The organism is Stenotrophomonas sp. YJH_SMC_80, assembly GCF_059372495.1.
Genome location: NZ_JCAFVP010000016.1, coordinates 15,035 through 30,364 on the forward strand (window position 1 = coordinate 15,035; position 15,330 = coordinate 30,364).

At 66.8% G+C, this 15,330-nt stretch carries 18 protein-coding genes; 10 read left to right on the top strand and 8 right to left on the bottom strand.

Annotation, left to right across the window (positions count from 1 at the left end; translation table 11 throughout):
- Positions 1-55: 55 nt before the first annotated feature.
- Genes ctaD through AC5P99_RS18800 form a run of 4 tightly spaced genes read left to right on the top strand, consistent with a single transcriptional unit; the run spans position 56 to position 3,390 of the window.
- Positions 56-1,663 (top strand): cytochrome c oxidase subunit I, encoded by a 1,608-nt coding sequence (ctaD, locus tag AC5P99_RS18785; protein ID WP_005407790.1) that lies wholly within the window; start codon positions 56-58, stop codon positions 1,661-1,663.
- A gap of 8 nt (positions 1,664-1,671) precedes the next feature.
- Entirely contained in the window at positions 1,672-1,914 is a 243-nt protein-coding gene (locus AC5P99_RS18790; RefSeq protein ID WP_032966368.1) for a hypothetical protein, read from the top strand.
- Positions 1,911-2,501, top strand: a complete 591-nt coding sequence (locus AC5P99_RS18795; protein ID WP_005407792.1) for a cytochrome c oxidase assembly protein — start codon at positions 1,911-1,913, stop codon at positions 2,499-2,501. The genes AC5P99_RS18790 and AC5P99_RS18795 overlap by 4 nt, the downstream gene beginning before the upstream one ends.
- A gap of 13 nt (positions 2,502-2,514) precedes the next feature.
- Entirely contained in the window at positions 2,515-3,390 is an 876-nt protein-coding gene (locus tag AC5P99_RS18800; RefSeq protein WP_005412024.1) for a cytochrome c oxidase subunit 3, read from the top strand.
- Between the two features lie 20 nt (positions 3,391-3,410).
- Here AC5P99_RS18800 and AC5P99_RS18805 read toward each other — a convergent pair whose 3' ends face one another.
- Complete coding sequence (locus AC5P99_RS18805; protein ID WP_005412025.1) at positions 3,411-3,629, bottom strand: twin transmembrane helix small protein; 219 nt, start codon at positions 3,627-3,629, stop codon at positions 3,411-3,413.
- 57 nt (positions 3,630-3,686) lie between these two features.
- On the opposite strand from AC5P99_RS18805, the gene AC5P99_RS18810 reads away from it, so the two are divergent.
- The 5 genes from AC5P99_RS18810 (at position 3,687) to AC5P99_RS18830 (ending at position 8,103) form a co-directional block, all read left to right on the top strand.
- Positions 3,687-4,400 carry an SURF1 family protein gene (locus tag AC5P99_RS18810; RefSeq protein WP_285310068.1) on the top strand — a complete coding sequence of 238 codons (714 nt, stop codon included), beginning with the start codon at positions 3,687-3,689 and terminating at the stop codon, positions 4,398-4,400.
- A gap of 108 nt (positions 4,401-4,508) precedes the next feature.
- Positions 4,509-5,078, top strand: coding sequence for a redox-active disulfide-containing membrane protein (locus AC5P99_RS18815; protein ID WP_005412027.1), 570 nt, complete (start codon positions 4,509-4,511; stop codon positions 5,076-5,078).
- Between the two features lie 10 nt (positions 5,079-5,088).
- Positions 5,089-6,252, top strand: coding sequence for a COX15/CtaA family protein (locus AC5P99_RS18820; protein WP_005407797.1), 1,164 nt, complete (start codon positions 5,089-5,091; stop codon positions 6,250-6,252).
- Between the two features lie 4 nt (positions 6,253-6,256).
- Entirely contained in the window at positions 6,257-7,150 is an 894-nt protein-coding gene (gene cyoE, locus AC5P99_RS18825) for a heme o synthase (RefSeq protein WP_005412028.1), read from the top strand.
- 146 nt (positions 7,151-7,296) lie between these two features.
- The gene (locus tag AC5P99_RS18830) at positions 7,297-8,103 is read left to right on the top strand and encodes a calcium-binding protein (protein ID WP_099605588.1); all 807 of its coding nucleotides are present in this window, start codon (positions 7,297-7,299) and stop codon (positions 8,101-8,103) included.
- Between the two features lie 116 nt (positions 8,104-8,219).
- On the opposite strand, the gene AC5P99_RS18835 is transcribed toward AC5P99_RS18830, so the two are convergent.
- The 6 genes from AC5P99_RS18835 to rpsU form a co-directional block, all read right to left on the bottom strand.
- On the bottom strand, positions 8,220-9,191 hold the full coding sequence (locus AC5P99_RS18835) for a bile acid:sodium symporter family protein (protein ID WP_005407800.1): 972 nt from the start codon (positions 9,189-9,191) through the stop codon (positions 8,220-8,222).
- A 31-nt stretch (positions 9,192-9,222) separates the two neighbouring features.
- Positions 9,223-9,723, bottom strand: coding sequence for a protein tyrosine phosphatase family protein (locus AC5P99_RS18840; protein ID WP_495213425.1), 501 nt, complete (start codon positions 9,721-9,723; stop codon positions 9,223-9,225).
- A 26-nt stretch (positions 9,724-9,749) separates the two neighbouring features.
- Positions 9,750-11,489 (bottom strand): DNA primase, encoded by a 1,740-nt coding sequence (gene dnaG, locus AC5P99_RS18845; RefSeq protein ID WP_033833640.1) that lies wholly within the window; start codon positions 11,487-11,489, stop codon positions 9,750-9,752.
- Between the two features lie 61 nt (positions 11,490-11,550).
- A complete protein-coding gene (locus AC5P99_RS18850; protein WP_012478940.1) occupies positions 11,551-12,471 on the bottom strand; it encodes a YihY/virulence factor BrkB family protein in 921 nt (306 codons plus the stop codon).
- 105 nt (positions 12,472-12,576) lie between these two features.
- Complete coding sequence (locus AC5P99_RS18855; RefSeq protein WP_005412032.1) at positions 12,577-13,020, bottom strand: GatB/YqeY domain-containing protein; 444 nt, start codon at positions 13,018-13,020, stop codon at positions 12,577-12,579.
- A 134-nt stretch (positions 13,021-13,154) separates the two neighbouring features.
- Positions 13,155-13,370 carry a 30S ribosomal protein S21 gene (rpsU, locus tag AC5P99_RS18860; protein WP_002808376.1) on the bottom strand — a complete coding sequence of 72 codons (216 nt, stop codon included), beginning with the start codon at positions 13,368-13,370 and terminating at the stop codon, positions 13,155-13,157.
- Positions 13,371-13,536: 166 nt separating this feature from the next.
- Between rpsU and tsaD the strand changes: the two genes are divergently transcribed.
- The gene (gene tsaD, locus AC5P99_RS18865; protein ID WP_049448268.1) at positions 13,537-14,562 is read left to right on the top strand and encodes a tRNA (adenosine(37)-N6)-threonylcarbamoyltransferase complex transferase subunit TsaD; all 1,026 of its coding nucleotides are present in this window, start codon (positions 13,537-13,539) and stop codon (positions 14,560-14,562) included.
- Between the two features lie 31 nt (positions 14,563-14,593).
- On the opposite strand, the gene AC5P99_RS18870 is transcribed toward tsaD, so the two are convergent.
- The gene (locus AC5P99_RS18870; protein ID WP_049448269.1) at positions 14,594-15,247 is read right to left on the bottom strand and encodes a hypothetical protein; all 654 of its coding nucleotides are present in this window, start codon (positions 15,245-15,247) and stop codon (positions 14,594-14,596) included.
- Positions 15,248-15,330 lie beyond the last annotated feature (83 nt).

Below are 15,330 nucleotides of genomic sequence, written 5' to 3' on the forward strand. Positions count from 1 at the left end.
AAGCCCGCGGCCGTTCGCGGCCGCGGTGACAACCGATTCTGAGAGGTGTTTTGCAATGGCGCACTCGGCAGTTGGGCACGACGATCACCATCACCACCAGAGCTTCTTCGAACGTTGGTTCTTCTCGACCAACCACAAGGACATCGGCACGCTGTACCTCGGTTTCAGCTTCATCATGTTCATCATCGGCGCGGCGATGAGCGTGGTGATCCGCGCAGAGCTGGCGCAGCCGGGCCTGCAGTTCGTCAAGCCCGAGTTCTTCAACCAGATGACCACCGTGCATGCGCTGGTGATGATCTTCGGTGGGGTGATGCCGGCCTTCGTCGGCCTGGCCAACTGGATGATCCCGCTGCAGATCGGCGCGCCGGACATGGCGCTGCCACGCATGAACAACTGGTCGTTCTGGTTGCTGCCGGTGGCTTTCAGCCTGCTGCTGCTGACCCTGTTCCTGCCGGGCGGTGCACCGGCCGGTGGCTGGACGCTGTACCCGCCGCTGTCGCTGCAGGGCGGCTACAACGTCGCCTTCAGCGTGTTCGCCATCCACGTGGCCGGCATCAGTTCGATCATGGGCGCGATCAACATCATCGCCACCGTGCTCAACATGCGTGCGCCGGGCATCGACCTGCTGAAAATGCCGATCTTCTGCTGGGCCTGGCTGATCACCGCCTTCCTGCTGATCGCGGTGATGCCGGTGCTGGCCGGTGCGGTGACCATGCTGCTGACCGACAAGTTCTTCGGCACCAGCTTCTTCAATGCCGCCGGTGGCGGTGACCCGGTGATGTACCAGCACATCTTCTGGTTCTTCGGCCATCCCGAGGTCTACATCATGATCCTGCCCGCCTTCGGCGTGGTCAGCGAGATCATCCCGACCTTCAGCCGCAAGCCGCTGTTCGGCTACCAGGCGATGGTGTACGCCACCGCCGCGATCGCGTTCCTGTCGTTCATCGTCTGGGCCCACCACATGTTCACCGTGGGCATGCCGCTGGGCGGCGAGATCTACTTCATGTTCGCCACCATGCTGATCTCGATCCCGACCGGGGTGAAGGTGTTCAACTGGGTCAGCACCATGTGGCGTGGCTCGCTGACGTTCGAGGCACCGATGCTGTGGTCGGTGGCCTTCGTCATCCTGTTCACCATCGGTGGCTTCTCCGGCCTGATGCTGGCGATCGTCGCCGCCGACTTCCAGTACCACGACACCTACTTCGTGGTCGCCCACTTCCACTACGTGCTGGTGACCGGTGCGGTGTTCGCGCTGATCGCCGCGGTGTACTACTGGTGGCCGAAGTGGACCGGGCGGATGTACAGCGAGAAGTGGGCCAAGGTGCACTTCTGGTGGTCGATCGTATTCGTCAACCTGTTGTTCTTCCCGCAGCATTTCCTCGGCCTGGCCGGCATGCCGCGCCGCATTCCCGACTACAGCGTGGCGTTTGCCGACTGGAACCTGATCAGCTCGATCGGTGCGTTCGGCATGTTCGTCACCCCGTTCATGATGGCCGCGATCCTGCTGTCGTCCCTGCGCAATGGCGAGAAGGCCGAGGCCCGTTCCTGGGAGGGTGCGCGCGGCCTGGAGTGGACGCTGCCGTCGCCGGCACCGGCGCACACCTTCACCACGCCGCCGACCATCCGTCCGGGGGATCTGGCGCATGACGACATCACGCATTGAGGTGGGGCATGCATAACGAGAGCCCGCTGCCGATCGGTAGAGTCGACTGTCAGTCGACTCGCGAAGTGCAGCCGACTAACAGTCGGCTCTACCAAAGCCAAAGCCAAAGCCAAAGCCAAAGCCAGACCGAAGCCCAACGCCACGGCATCGAACAGCAACGGCAGCGCGCCAGGCGCACGGCGATGTGGGTCGGCGCCATCGCCGTGCTGGTCTACGTCGGCTTCATCCTCAGCGGGGTGATCGGCCGATGAGCGAGGCACCGGCCAGCACACCGTCACGCAGTGCGGGGCTGCCGCGCCTGATCGGTGTGGCGGTGGCGGTGTTCCTGCTCACGTTCTCGCTGGTGCCGCTGTACCGCATCGCCTGCGAGAAGGTGTTCGGTGTGCGCCTGGAACGCGGCCCCGGCAGCGAGGCCAGCACCGGCGCGGCCACCGGCAAGCGCACCGTGCGCGTGGAGTTCGATGGCGGCGTCAATTCGCGGCTGCCCTGGTCGTTCCATCCCGAACAGCTGACCATGGACGTGGTGCCCGGCGAACTCAACGAAGCGCTGTACTTCGCCCGCAACGACAGCCAGCAGGCGGTGGTCGGCAGTGCGGTGCCTTCCGTGGCGCCGGCGCGTGCCTCGGGCTTCTTCAGCAAGACCGAATGTTTCTGTTTCACCGCGCAGACGCTGCAGGCTGGCGAGAAGCGCGACATGCCGGTGCGTTTCATCGTCGATCCGGACCTGCCGCCGGAGATCAAGACGATCACCTTGTCCTACACCTTCTATCGCAACGACGCGCTGTCCGATCGGCTGGCCCCGGCCGCCACTTCGGAAGGCGCGCACGCCGCACCCTGACCCGGATACCGACATGGCCCAGACACCGACCGACGCCAACGTGTACTTCGTCCCGGCCCAGAGCAAATGGCCGTTCGTGGGTTCCATCGCGATGATGGTGACCATGGTGGGCGTGGCCAGCTGGCTCAACGATGCCAGCTGGGGACGCTGGACCTTCTACATCGGCATCGCGATGCTGGTGCTGACGTTGTTCTGGTGGTTCAGCGACGTGGTGCGCGAGTCGCAGGCGGGCAACTACAACCACCAGGTCGATGGCTCGTTCCGGATGGGGATGATCTGGTTCATCTTCTCCGAAGTGATGTTCTTCGGCGCCTTCTTTGGCGCGCTGTTCTACACCCGCAACCTGGGCCTGTCGTGGCTGAGCGGCGAAGGCCGCGGGGTGATGACCAACGAGCTGCTCTGGCAGGGTTATTCCGCCGGCTGGCCGACCAACGGGCCGGCGGCGATCGGTGGCGCGTTCCAGACCATCCCGGCCTGGGGCCTGCCGCTGATCAATACGCTGATCCTGCTCACCTCCGGCGTGACCCTGACCATCGCCCATCACGCACTGAAGGCCGGCAACCGCCGCCAGCTGCTGATCTGGCTGGGCCTGACCGTGGTGCTTGGCCTGGGCTTCCTCACCCTGCAGGCGGAGGAGTACATCCACGCCTACAAGGAACTGAACCTGACGCTCGGCTCGGGCATCTACGGTTCGACGTTCTTCATGCTGACCGGCTTCCACGGCGCGCACGTGCTGCTGGGCACGATCATGCTGATCGTGATGTGGCTGCGTTCGGCCAAGGGACACTTCACCCGCGACAACCATTTCGGTTTTGAAGCGGCCGCGTGGTACTGGCACTTCGTCGACGTGGTGTGGCTGATGCTCTTCATGTTCGTCTACGTGCTTTGACCGCGCACGCATCGGTGGCCTCAGCCGCCGATGCCGTGCGGTTTGATCCAGCCCATGTAGATGCTCACGATCACCAGCAGGATCAACGCAACCGACACCGCGATGCGGCGCGTCAGTGCGTTGACCGTGCGCTTGGTCTGGCCGCGGTCGACCAGCAGGTAATACAGGCCGGCGCCCAGATTCCAGACGATGACGATCAGAAACGCGATTACCAGCAGGGTCTTCAGCGAATCACTCATGCGCGGCTCGAGGGCAGGGTGGATGCGCCTATCTGACCGCGTTTGCGCGGACTTGTCATGATGCGCCAGCACACACGCGTGATCGGATGGCTGCTGGCGGTGCTGGCAATGGTTGGTTTCACCGCATTGGGGCTGTGGCAGCTGCAGCGCATGCATGCCAAACAGGCAATGTTGGATGCACAAGGTCCAGCTGTGGCACAGGCGCTGCCACTGGCGCAGGCCCTGGCTGCACCTGGCGCATTGCACGGCGTGGCCGACCACGGCCGTTTCCTGCCCGGCGTGGTGCTGCTGGACAACCAGACCCGGGACGGCCGCGCGGGCGTGAAGATCTATCGCCCGTTCCGCAGTGACGAGGGCAGCGTGCTGCTGGTCGATCTGGGCTGGCGCGCGCTGCCGCCCGATCGCAGGCTGCCGGATGTGCCGTCGCCGCCTTCGCCGGTGGCGGTGCGTGGCCTGCTGGCGCCGCCGCCGTCGGCGGGGCTGGCCTTGGGCCCGGCGTTCTCCGCTACCGATGAGGCCGGGCGTTGGCTGGCCAGCCGCTTGCCCGCCGAGGGCCTGGCGGCGGCGCTTGGCCTGCCGGCATTGCCCGATCGCGTCCTGCGGCTGGACCCGGCGCTGCCATTTGGCGACGAACGCGACCTGGACCTGCTGCCGAACACGCTGCCGCCGCAGCGCCACCTGGGCTACGCCGTGCAGTGGTTCGGCCTGGCCCTGACCGTGCTGGTGGTCGCGCTGGTACTGGAGTGGCGCAGGCGACGTGCTGCCCGGTAGTGCCGGCCGCTGGCCGGCAACCCCCGCATTCCTGGATGCCGGCCAGCGGCCGGCACTACCGCGGCGTCACACCCGCATCCCTCACCCAACCATGAGAAAATGCCCCGCATGAACACTGCTACGTCCCCGCAGGCGCGCGGCTCCGGCCGCCGGACCCTGGTGCTGCTGTTTGCCGTGTTCTTCGGGGCGATGGCGCTGGCCGCCGTGCTGCGCTTCTCTGGCTGGCAGCCCACCGGGCACCGCAATGCCGGCCAGCTGCTGAAGCCGCCTGTGGACCTGCGCCAGCAGGCGCCGACCCTGGCCAACGGCCAGCCGTACCCGTGGAACCCCGAAGCCCGCACCTGGCGCCTGCTGGTGGCGCCGGCCGGTGCCTGCGACGCCCAGTGCGTCACTTTGTCGCAGGGACTGGGCAAGGTGTGGCAGCTGTTCGGCCATAACGCCGATAATGTCGAAATCCTGTGGCTGGGAACGCCACCGGCGTCGATCGCCTCGCTGCCCGCGCTGCGGCCGCTGGCTCCGTCGCCAGCACTGCGCGCGGCCCTGCCCGGCGTCGACGATCCGGCTGGCCTGCCGGTCTACGTGATCGATCCGAACGGCTTCGTGATCATGCGTCATGCCCCGGGCACCGACCTCGGTGGCCTGCGCAAGGACATGGCCACGTTGCTGAAACTGAAGTGAGTCCCGTTTGATGAGCCTTTCCGCGCGTCCGGCGCTGCACCGCAATTTCCACCGCCTGGCGTGGTTCGCCATGATCATGACCGCGAGCACGATCATGTTCGGCGCCTTCGTGCGCCTGTCCGATGCCGGCCTGAGCTGCCCGGACTGGCCGACCTGCTATGGCCAGGCCACCTGGCCGCAGCACGTGGAGGAGACCATCGGCCACCCGGCGGCGGAGATCCGCCCGCTGGAAACCCACAAGGCCTGGCGTGAACAGGTGCACCGCTTCCTGGCCGGCGCACTGGGCATCGAGATCCTGACCCTGGCGCTGCTGGCCACGCGCAAGCGGCGATTCGGAAGCACGGCGGTGGTGACCGCCTGCGTGCTGGTGGCCGCCGGCATACCGCTGTACATGATGGGCTGGCATGGCACCGCCAGTACCTTGGCTCTGATCGGCGAGGCGATCCTGCTGATCGCGGCGCTGCGCTGGAGCAACATCGACCTGGCGCGCGCTGCACTGCTGACCCTGGCCGTGGTGATCTTCCAGGCCCTGCTGGGCATGTGGACGGTGACCCTGCTGCTCAAGCCCATCGTGGTGATGGGGCACCTGCTGGGCGGCATGCTGATGTTCGCGCTGCTGGTCTGGATGGCCTGGCGCGCCACGCACATGCCGATCACCCTGGCCGAAGCACCGAAGCTGAAGTGGGTGCTGCGCATCGGCGTGGCGGTACTGGTCACCCAGATCGCACTGGGCGGCTGGGTCAGTGCCAACTACGCGGCGCTGGCCTGCGGCGGCGGCAGCGCCTCGCTGGACAACTTCCCGCGCTGTGCCAACCAGTGGTGGCCGCAGCACAACTTCGTCGAAGGCTTCACCCTGTGGCGCGGCATCGGCGTGGATTACGAAGGCGGCGTGCTGGATGGCGCCTCGCGTATCGCCATCCAGATGGCGCACCGGCTGTTCGCGGTGGTGGTGGCCGTCTACCTGCTGTGGCTGGGCGTGCGCCTGTTCCGCTTGCCGAGCATGCGTGGCTGGGCCAGCGCGCTGATCGCGCTGCTGGTGCTGCAGGTCACCCTCGGCATCCTCAACGTGAAGCTGGCGCTGCCGCTGGAAGTGGCGGTGGCCCACAACGGCGTGGCCGTTGCCCTGTTGTTCGTGCTGGTCAGCCTGCTGGCCCGCCTGCGCGCCCCGGACTGACTCCATGTTTTCCAATTACCGCCAGTACTGGGACCTGACCAAGCCCAAGGTCGTTGCCCTGATCGTCTTCACCGCCCTGGTCGGCATGGTCCTGGCCATTCCGGGCGTGCCGAGCTGGGAGCAGGTGCGCGCCGGCGTGCTCGGTTTCCTCGGCATCTGGCTGGCGGCCTCTGCCGCGGCCGCCATCAACCAGCTGCTGGACGCGCACATCGATGCGCAGATGGCGCGCACCTCGTGGCGTCCGCTGGTGGTGGGCAAGGTCAAGCCATGGCAGGTGCTGGTGTTTGCCGGTGTGCTGATCGTGCTGTCGATGACCATCCTGGTGCTGTGGGTGAACCTGATCACCGCCGTGCTCACCTTCGCCTCGCTGATCGGCTACGCGGTGATCTACACCGTGTACCTCAAGCGTGCGACCTCGCAGAACATCGTCATCGGTGGCCTGGCCGGCGCGATGCCGCCGATGCTGGGCTGGGCGGCGGTGACCGGCATGCAGGGCTCGTCGGACTGGGCGTACTCGTCGCTGCTGGTGCTGATCATCTTCATCTGGACCCCGCCGCACTTCTGGGCGCTGGCGATCTTCCGCCGCGAGGACTACGCCAAGGCGGAGATCCCGATGCTGCCGGTGACCCACGGCGTGGTGCATACCCGCAAGCAGATCATGGCGTATTCGGTGGTGCTGGCGCTGGTCTGCCTGCTGCCGTACCTGGTGGGCATGAGCGGTGCGTTCTACCTGGGCGGCGCGATCGTGCTCAACGCGGTGTTCCTCTGGTATGCCTGGCGCATGCTCAACCCGCCGGACGAATTGTTCTCGATGAAGATGTTCTATTACTCCATCGTGTACCTGATGGCGCTGTTCGCCTTCCTGCTGGTGGACCACTGGATCCTGCCCTGGTTGTGAGGGGCTGCCCTTTGTAGAGTCGAGCCACGGTCGACTCAGGCCCGGTCTGATGGCGGGAGCATCCACGCACGGCGTGGATCTACTTGAACCGCGGTTGCTGCGTCGCCATTGCTGTTCCTGACCGCAAAGGAAAGGAAGGCGCAGGGATGCATTCGATCTTCCGTTGGACCACCGCGCTGCTGCTGGCGCTGGGTGTGGCCCTCACCGCGCATGCCGATGACACCGCCGCGCAGATCCGCCAGCATGCCGGTGAGCACCGCCTGCTGGTACTGGGCGAATTCCATGGCACCCGCGAGACCCCGTTGCTGGTACGCCAGCTGGTGGACGACTACAGCCGCAACGGCCCGGTCCTGATGGCGCTGGAACTGCCACGCGCCGAGAACCCTGTGCTGCGCGACTATCTGGAATCCGATGGCGGGGCCAGGGCGCGCCGGCACCTGCACGGCCGCGCGTTCTGGACCGTGCGCGATGACCAGCATGATGGTCGCCGCAGCCGCGACATGCTGGCGATGATCGAAGGCCTGCGTGTGCTGAAGACGCAGGGGCGCGTGATCGAAGTGGTTGGCTATGACGTCAATGCCAGCAGTGGCGGCAACCAGGCGCGCGATGACTTCATGGCAGCCGAGTTGCGACGGCTCTATCGAGAGTTGCCAGACAATGCACGCATGCTGGTGCTGACTGGCAATGTCCACGCCATGCTGCGGCGACCGGAAGGTATGCCGCCGGAAATGCAGAGGCGGCCCATGGCCTCCCAGCTGCGGGACCTGGATATCTACAGCGTGCGGTTGGGTGCGCTGCGTGGCCAGGCGTGGGCGTGCGCGGACCGTTGCATGGCGCGGCCACTTCCAGAGCAGGTGGCCCCGCGGCCGCGGGGCGATACCCATGCGGAACGGGCGTACGACCTGTGGGTGTGGATGCCGGAGCTGAGCGTCGGCACGCTCGTGGATCCGTAGTGTCAGGCAACCCATCCACGCATGGCGTGGATCTACTGGTGGTTCACGCCATCCGTGGTTTGGAGTAGATCCACGCCATGCGTGGATGGTCTACCCGGAACAACCCGCGTGCCCTGTCAGGGCTTGCGCCGCGCATACCGCTGCGCGATCACACCGCAGACGATCAGCTGGATCTGGTGGTAGATCATCACCGGCAGCACGATCGCGCCGAGGCTGCCGCCGGCGAACAGCACCTTGGCGATCGGCACGCCGGTGGCCAGGCTCTTCTTCGAGCCGCAGAACACGATGGCGATCTCGTCCTCGCGGTTGAAGCGCAGCCGGCGGGCGATGAAGGTGATCAGCGGCATGGCGATGCCGAGCAGCACGGCAGCCACCACGGCCACGGCCAGCAACGAGAGCAGCGGTGTCTTGCTCCACAACCCTTCGGTCACCGCTTCGCCGAACGCCGAATACACCACCAGCAGGATCGTGCCCTGGTCGGTGTAGCGCAGCAGCGCGCGCTGCTTCTCAACCCAGCCGGCAATCCACGGCCGCAGCAGGTGGCCGGCCACGAACGGCACCAGCAGCTGCAGCATGATGCCGCCGATCGCGTGCAGTGGGTCATGCACGCCGCCGGAGGTGCCGGCCAGCGCGGTCAGCAGCAGTGGGGTCAGGAACACGCCGAGGATGCTCGACAGCGAGGCGCTGCACACCGCTGCCGGCACGTTGCCGCGGGCCATCGAGGTGAACGCGATGGACGACTGCACGGTGGACGGCAGGGTGCACAGGAACAGCACGCCCAGGTACAGCTCCGGAGTCAGCAGCCAGCCCGACAGTGGCTTGAACATCAGCCCCAGCAGCGGGAACAGGAGGAAGGTGCAGGCCAGGATGGTCAGGTGCAGCCGCCAGTGCAGCATGCCGCCGATGATCGACTCGCGCGGCAGGCGCGCGCCATGCAGGAAGAACAGCGCGGCGATGGCGACGGTGGTGACATCGTCGAGCACGATGGCGGCGGCGCCCTTCATCGGCAGCAGCGAGGCCAGGCCGACGGTGCACAGCAGGGCGAGGGTGAAGTTGTCCGGTCGCAGGCGCGACCACCAGCGGGTCATGGTGGGCAGAGTCCTTGGTGCGGAGGGTGGTTCAGGGCGAGGTGACCGGTGCGGCCAGGCGCTGGCGGGTGGCGGCTTCCAGCGACTTCAGGCCGGCGCGCTGGCCGAGCTGAAGCGCCTGCTCCGGGCTGGCATGTTCATAGCGGGCATTGACCAGGCCGAGCACGGCACCGGCGCGGTTGCCGGAGGCGCAGTGCAGCAGCACCGGCCCCTGGCTCTGCTGCAGGGCCTGGTGCACGGCGCGCACATTGGCCGCATCCAGGCCCTCGGCGCCGGCCACCGGAATGCGCACATAGCGCAGGCCCAGCGATTCGGCCGCGTGGATTTCATCGAAGCCCCGGTCCTCGCCAGGCTGGCGCAGGTCGATCACCGTGCGCACGCCCTGCGCGGCCAGGGCCTGCAGCTGTGCGGCGCTGGGCTGGCCACCGGCATACAGGCCGGGGCGGACTTCATTGAGCGGGGCATCTGCGGCCAGGGCCGCCAGCGGCAGGCAGAGCGACAACAACAGCAGGCAGGTCAGGCGCAGCGGCATGGTCCTCTCCGTGAAACGTTCTGCCGCTACAGGCGCAGTCCGGCGCGCGCCTTCAGCAGCTCGCGCAGTTCGTACTTGTCAGTATCGTCCAGGCCCTGCTGGCGCTGCTTTGCCAACAACTCCTCCAGACGTTGCACCAGCAGCTGTTTCTCCAGCTGTGCCACTGCGTCGTGCAGTTCCTGGGTCCAGCTGGCCTCGGTGCCGGGCAGCGTCTGTGCGGCCAGGGTATGCAGCGAGGCCTGTTCCTCGCGCCCGTCGAAGTGTTCCAGCAGGGCGCCGGTGCTGATGTCCGGGCGCTGTTCGACCAGCCCCAGCAGCTCCAGCAGCAGTTCCACGCCGGGCAGGCGCAGGCCCTGGAAGTGGTGCTTGCCGCCCAGCGTCAGCGCCAGCGAGGGTTGCTGCAGCAGCACGGCGATCGCGCCGCGCACCAGGCTGCGCCTGGCCACCGGCTGGATCGTGCGCGAAGGCTGGCGTTGCGGCATCGGCGTGCGTGCAGCCTGGGCGTTGCCGCCGAGCCCGGTCAGCTGCGCCAGCTGCTGCTTCATCAGGTCGCCGAAGGCACCGTCGGGAATCTGCGCCAGCATCGGCTTTGCGCGTTCGGCCAGGCGCGCCTTGCCGTCCAGCGTGCCCAGGTTGATCTCGCGGGTCAGTTCATCGAAGAAGAACTGCGACAGCGGCGTGGCCTGCTTCAGGCGCTCGTTGAAGGCCTCGGCGCCTTCCTTGCGCACGATGGTGTCCGGGTCTTCGCCATCGGGCAGGAACAGGAAGAAGGCCTGGCGGCCGTCCTTCATGCGCGGCAGCACCGACTCCAGCGCCTTCCAGCCGGCGCGGCGGCCGGCGGCGTCGCCGTCGAAGCAGAAGAACACGTCCGGCGCGTTGCGGAACAGCAGCTCGGCATGGTCCGGAGTGGTTGCGGTACCCAGTGTTGCCACCGCCTGGGTGACACCGAACTGGAACAGCGAGACCACGTCCATGTAGCCCTCGACCACGATCAACCGCTCGATCTTCTGGTTGGCCTGGCGCACCTGCCACAGGCCGTACAGTTCGCGGCCCTTGTGGAACAGCGCGGTTTCGGGCGAGTTGAGGTACTTGGGGCCGTCGTCCTTCTCGAACACGCGGCCACCGAAGGCGATCACCCGGCCACGGCGGTCGAAGATCGGGAACATCACCCGGTCGCGGAACTTGTCGTAGACGTGGCCGCGGTCGTTCTTCGAGAACAGGCCGGCGCGGTCGAGCAGTTTCATGCGCCGCTCGTCCTTGCCCAGTGCATCGCGCAGGCCGCTGTACCCATCCGGGGCGTAGCCGATCTGGAAGCGCGCGCGGTTCTCTTCGTCCACGCCACGCCCATCAAGGTAACTGCGTGCCTTGTCGCTGCCTTCCAGGTTCTTCTGGAAGAACCGGGCGGCGGCATCCAGTGCCGAATACAGCTCGCGGCTGTCGTCCTGCTGCTGGGGGCTGCGCGGGTTCTCGTTGCGCGGTACTTCCATGCCCGCGCGCTTGGCCAGCTCATCCACCGCGTCGAGGAACTCGAGGCGGTCGTAGTTCATCAGGAAGCTGATCGCGGTGCCGTGCGCGCCGCAGCCGAAGCAGTGATAGAACTGCTTGGTGGGCGAGACCGTGAACGACGCCGAGCGCTCGTCATGGAACGGGCAGCGGGCGGCGTACTCCTTGCCCTGGCGCTTCAACGGCACGCGGCTGCCCACCACCTCGACGATGTCGGTGCGGGCGAGCAGGTCGTCGATGAAAGCGTCGGGGATACGGGCCATGGGCAACAGGGCAGGGCGCGGTGCAGGACCACGCGACGGAACCGGGGGCGGTCGGCCTAGTTTACCCCCTGTCGGGCACCTGGCTGGCGGTTGCCGGATCAATGCCGGCTGCGGCCAGGTGATGACGCGCGCGCAGGCGCTCATCGATCACCGCCGTCATCAGGGCGCCAACGAAGAACACGACGGTGGCGTAGTAGATCCAGACCAGCGAGATCACCAGCGCGCCCATCGAGCCGTAGGCACTGCCGGGGGCCACGGTGGCGATGTAGACGCCGATGCCGTACCGGCCCAGTGCGAACAGTGCCGAGGTGATGACGCCGCCGATGAAGGCCTGGCGCCACGCCACGCGACGGTCGGGCAGGTAGTGGTACATGAAGGCGAAGCCGACTGCGTACAGCAGCAGGCTCGTGACGTACCCCAGCGCGGGCAGGATCGAGGGCAGTTGCGCGAAGGCCACCTGCAGCACCGTGGTGGCGGTCATCGACAGGATCAGCAGGAAGCCCAGCGCCAGCACCACGCCGAACGAGAACACGCGCTTGCGCAGCCAGGCCTTGAGGCCTTCCAGGCGCTCGCCGCTGGTGCGGAAGATCAGGTTCAGTGCGTTCTGCAGCTGGGCGAACACGGCGGTGGCGCCGACGAACAGCAGCAGCGTACTCCACACACCCGCCAGCGAGCCGACATCCGGCTGGTTGTCGGCGTTCTTCAGAACGGTTTCGGCCACGGTGGCCGCGCTGCTGCCGGCCACCGAGCTGATCTGGTCGATCAGTGCCTGCTGGGCCGGTGGGTACAGTGAGGCGGTCAGCCACAGCAGCAGCACCAGCAACGGTGCCATCGACAGCAGGGCGTAGAAGGAGACGGAAGCTGCCTGGGTCAGCACGTCGACGTCGACGAAGCGCTTGGCCACCGCCATCGGGAAGCTGTCCTGCAGGCGCTTGATGTACTTGCGCAGTGACACGGGAACGTTGGGCTCGGGTTCAACCATGTGTGCGGTTGTAGCAGGCGACCGACGAAGGTGCGGTGAAGCGGGTGCATCAATGGGGTCAGAGCCCTTCCGTATCGCGGAAGGGATCCGACCGCAAGTGCTGGATTACGCCAGCAGCTGCTTGACCAGCTTGGAGACCAGGCCCATGTCGGCCTGGCCGGCGAGCTTGGGCTTCAGTGCGCCCATCAGCTTGCCCATGTCGGCCGGGCCGGAGGCGCCGGTTTCGGCGATGGCGGCCTGGATGGCGGCCACGATCTCGGCTTCGCCCATCTTGGCCGGCAGGTAGGCTTCGATGACCACGATCTCGGCGCGCTCGATCTCGGCCAGGTCTTCGCGGTTGGCGGCTTCGTACTGGCTGACCGAGTCCTTGCGCTGCTTGACCATCTTGTCGAGCACGGCGATCACGGCGGTGTCGTCCAGTTCGATGCGCTCGTCCACTTCGCGCTGCTTGATGGCGGCATTGATCAGGCGGATCACGCCCAGCTTGTGCTTCTCGCCCGCCTTCATGGCGGCCTTCATGTCTTCGGTGAGCTGCTGCTTCATGCTCATGAGGAACCTCGTGGTGGTAGGTGGGGCGGGGGCGGATGCCCGAACCCGGAAACGCAAAAAGCCGGCGACGCTCGCGCGTGCCGGCTTCGGCTCCATCGCGACAGGCAGGCCCGCCGCAATGAAGATGCGTCCGATCAGTACAGGCGCTGACGCTTGGTGACGTCGCGCGACGAGCGGCGCAGCTGACGCTTCACAGCAGCGGCGGCCTTGCGCTTGCGCTCCTGGGTCGGCTTTTCGTAGAACTCGCGCTTGCGGGTTTCGGCCAGCACACCGGCCTTTTCGCAAGTGCGCTTGAAGCGGCGAAGAGCAAACTCGAAGGGCTCGTTCTCGCGGACTTTGACGCTGGGCATGGAATCTCCGGGACACAGTAGAACCGGGTCACGCCCGGCGAGCCGCACATTATAGCGGCGAATAGACAAACTGCAAGCGGCCAACCCTGAATACGGGCCGGAAGTTCGAAAGCAGTGAGATCTGCACATCCCCCGAGGGGGCGGCAGGGGCGTCATAATAGCAGGCATGCGAGTCCTTGGCATCGAATCTTCCTGTGATGAGACCGGCGTGGCGGTGTATGACACCGGCCTGTCCGGCAGCGCGGCCCTGCGCGCCCATGCGGTCTACAGCCAGATCGCCCTGCACGCCGAATACGGGGGTGTGGTGCCAGAGCTGGCCAGCCGCGACCACGTCCGCAAGCTGCTACCGCTGGTGCGCCAGACCCTGGCCGAAGCCGGTCTGGGGGTAGGCGATATCGATGGCGTGGCCTATACGGCCGGTCCCGGCCTGGTCGGCGCGCTGCTGGTGGGCGCGGGCGTGGCGCGTTCGCTGGCCTGGGCGCTGGAGGTACCGGCCGTGGGCGTACACCATATGGAAGGCCACCTGCTGGCCCCGCTGATGGAAGACGACCCGCCGGAAGCGCCGTTCGTGGCCCTGCTGGTGTCCGGTGGCCATACCCAGCTGGTGGCGGTGGATGCGATCGGCCAATACCGGCTGCTGGGCGAGACCCTGGATGACGCGGCCGGCGAGGCCTTCGACAAGACCGCCAAGCTGATGGGGCTGCCGTACCCCGGTGGCCCGCAGCTGGCCAGGCTGGCCGAGCAGGGCACGCCGGGCGCGTACCGCTTCGCGCGGCCGATGACCGACCGCCCGGGGCTGGATTTCAGCTTCTCCGGCCTGAAGACCCAGGTCCTGATGGCCTGGCGCGACAGCGACCAGAGCGAGCAGACCCGTGCCGACATCGCCCGGGGCTTTGAAGATGCGGTGGTCGAGACCCTGTCGATCAAGTGCGAGCGCGCGCTGGAAGCGGCGGGGACCAACGTGATCGTGGTGGCCGGCGGCGTCGGCGCCAACACGCGCCTGCGCGCCCGCCTGCAGCAGATGGCCGAGCGCCTCGGCGGCCGCGCCTGCTTCCCGCGGCCGGCACTGTGCACCGACAACGGGGCGATGATTGCCTTCGCCGGCGCGCTGCGCCTGCAGGCCGGCCAGCACAGTCCGCCGAAGGTGGATGTGACCCCGCGCTGGGACATGGCGACCCTGCCGGCGGTGTGAACCGGTAGCGTCGGGCCAGCCGGCGGACGCATTACCGATGCACTGCCAACGGCGACGCCGCCAGCACGGTTGTCGCCCGCTCATGGCGCTGCAGCCAGCCCAGCGTGTGCGGGCAGCGGGCATGGATCAGCCGCCCGATCGCGGCCAGGTCGGCGCCGATGTCGCGCTCGAGGATGGGCTCGTGATGGGCGATGCGGTTGCGCAGGTGGCGGATGCGGTCGAGGTCAGCATGGATGTTCCTGCGGACCACGCTGAGAGCATCCTGTGGCGCGTTCGGCAACGCAATCTTCAAGCCCCGCGCCCAGATGGCTCCCTCGAAGCGCCGCGTGAAAAGCTGCTGCCAGAAAGCGAAACGAAGACTGGCGATGATCTCCGGAGTGTCCATCCGAGGATCTGCCTGTCTATGGATATCCTGCAAGGCCGACAACGCGCCATCTGCTGGCATCCGCTGCAGCAGTGCAGGATGCCAGGGCCAGCGCGGCCCGAAGGTATGCGCCAGCGCCGCGGCCACCGCATTGCGGATTACGATTTCACAGACGTGCAGGGGAGATAGCAGCGCGCCGCACATCTGCATGTTCCATACGTAAAGTGAGGCGGCGTCCAAACAGTGCCGGTATGCAATGCGTTTGTACGTCGCCCACCGTGGGCGTGACAGCGCTGCCTGCAGGATTCGTTGCTCTCTCATCAAATACGGGACCACATGGCGGATCACTAGCCTGCGCTGGTTGCCGCAGGCGTGATATCGGACAATGCCGCCGTGTCAGGCAG

Bases quoted from the DNA above. Each gene is read 5' to 3' on its own strand.
- ctaD (WP_005407790.1), top strand. From the start codon at position 56: ATGGCGCACTCGGCAGTTGGGCACGACGATCACCATCACCACCAGAGC.
- AC5P99_RS18790 (WP_032966368.1), top strand. From the start codon at position 1,672: ATGCATAACGAGAGCCCGCTGCCGATCGGTAGAGTCGACTGTCAGTCG.
- AC5P99_RS18795 (WP_005407792.1), top strand. From the start codon at position 1,911: ATGAGCGAGGCACCGGCCAGCACACCGTCACGCAGTGCGGGGCTGCCG.
- AC5P99_RS18800 (WP_005412024.1), top strand. From the start codon at position 2,515: ATGGCCCAGACACCGACCGACGCCAACGTGTACTTCGTCCCGGCCCAG.
- AC5P99_RS18805 (WP_005412025.1), bottom strand. From the start codon at position 3,629: ATGAGTGATTCGCTGAAGACCCTGCTGGTAATCGCGTTTCTGATCGTC.
- AC5P99_RS18810 (WP_285310068.1), top strand. From the start codon at position 3,687: ATGATGCGCCAGCACACACGCGTGATCGGATGGCTGCTGGCGGTGCTG.
- AC5P99_RS18815 (WP_005412027.1), top strand. From the start codon at position 4,509: ATGAACACTGCTACGTCCCCGCAGGCGCGCGGCTCCGGCCGCCGGACC.
- AC5P99_RS18820 (WP_005407797.1), top strand. From the start codon at position 5,089: ATGAGCCTTTCCGCGCGTCCGGCGCTGCACCGCAATTTCCACCGCCTG.
- cyoE (WP_005412028.1), top strand. From the start codon at position 6,257: ATGTTTTCCAATTACCGCCAGTACTGGGACCTGACCAAGCCCAAGGTC.
- AC5P99_RS18830 (WP_099605588.1), top strand. From the start codon at position 7,297: ATGCATTCGATCTTCCGTTGGACCACCGCGCTGCTGCTGGCGCTGGGT.
- AC5P99_RS18835 (WP_005407800.1), bottom strand. From the start codon at position 9,191: ATGACCCGCTGGTGGTCGCGCCTGCGACCGGACAACTTCACCCTCGCC.
- AC5P99_RS18840 (WP_495213425.1), bottom strand. From the start codon at position 9,723: ATGCCGCTGCGCCTGACCTGCCTGCTGTTGTTGTCGCTCTGCCTGCCG.
- dnaG (WP_033833640.1), bottom strand. From the start codon at position 11,489: ATGGCCCGTATCCCCGACGCTTTCATCGACGACCTGCTCGCCCGCACC.
- AC5P99_RS18850 (WP_012478940.1), bottom strand. From the start codon at position 12,471: ATGGTTGAACCCGAGCCCAACGTTCCCGTGTCACTGCGCAAGTACATC.
- AC5P99_RS18855 (WP_005412032.1), bottom strand. From the start codon at position 13,020: ATGAGCATGAAGCAGCAGCTCACCGAAGACATGAAGGCCGCCATGAAG.
- rpsU (WP_002808376.1), bottom strand. From the start codon at position 13,370: ATGCCCAGCGTCAAAGTCCGCGAGAACGAGCCCTTCGAGTTTGCTCTT.
- tsaD (WP_049448268.1), top strand. From the start codon at position 13,537: ATGCGAGTCCTTGGCATCGAATCTTCCTGTGATGAGACCGGCGTGGCG.
- AC5P99_RS18870 (WP_049448269.1), bottom strand. From the start codon at position 15,247: ATGAGAGAGCAACGAATCCTGCAGGCAGCGCTGTCACGCCCACGGTGG.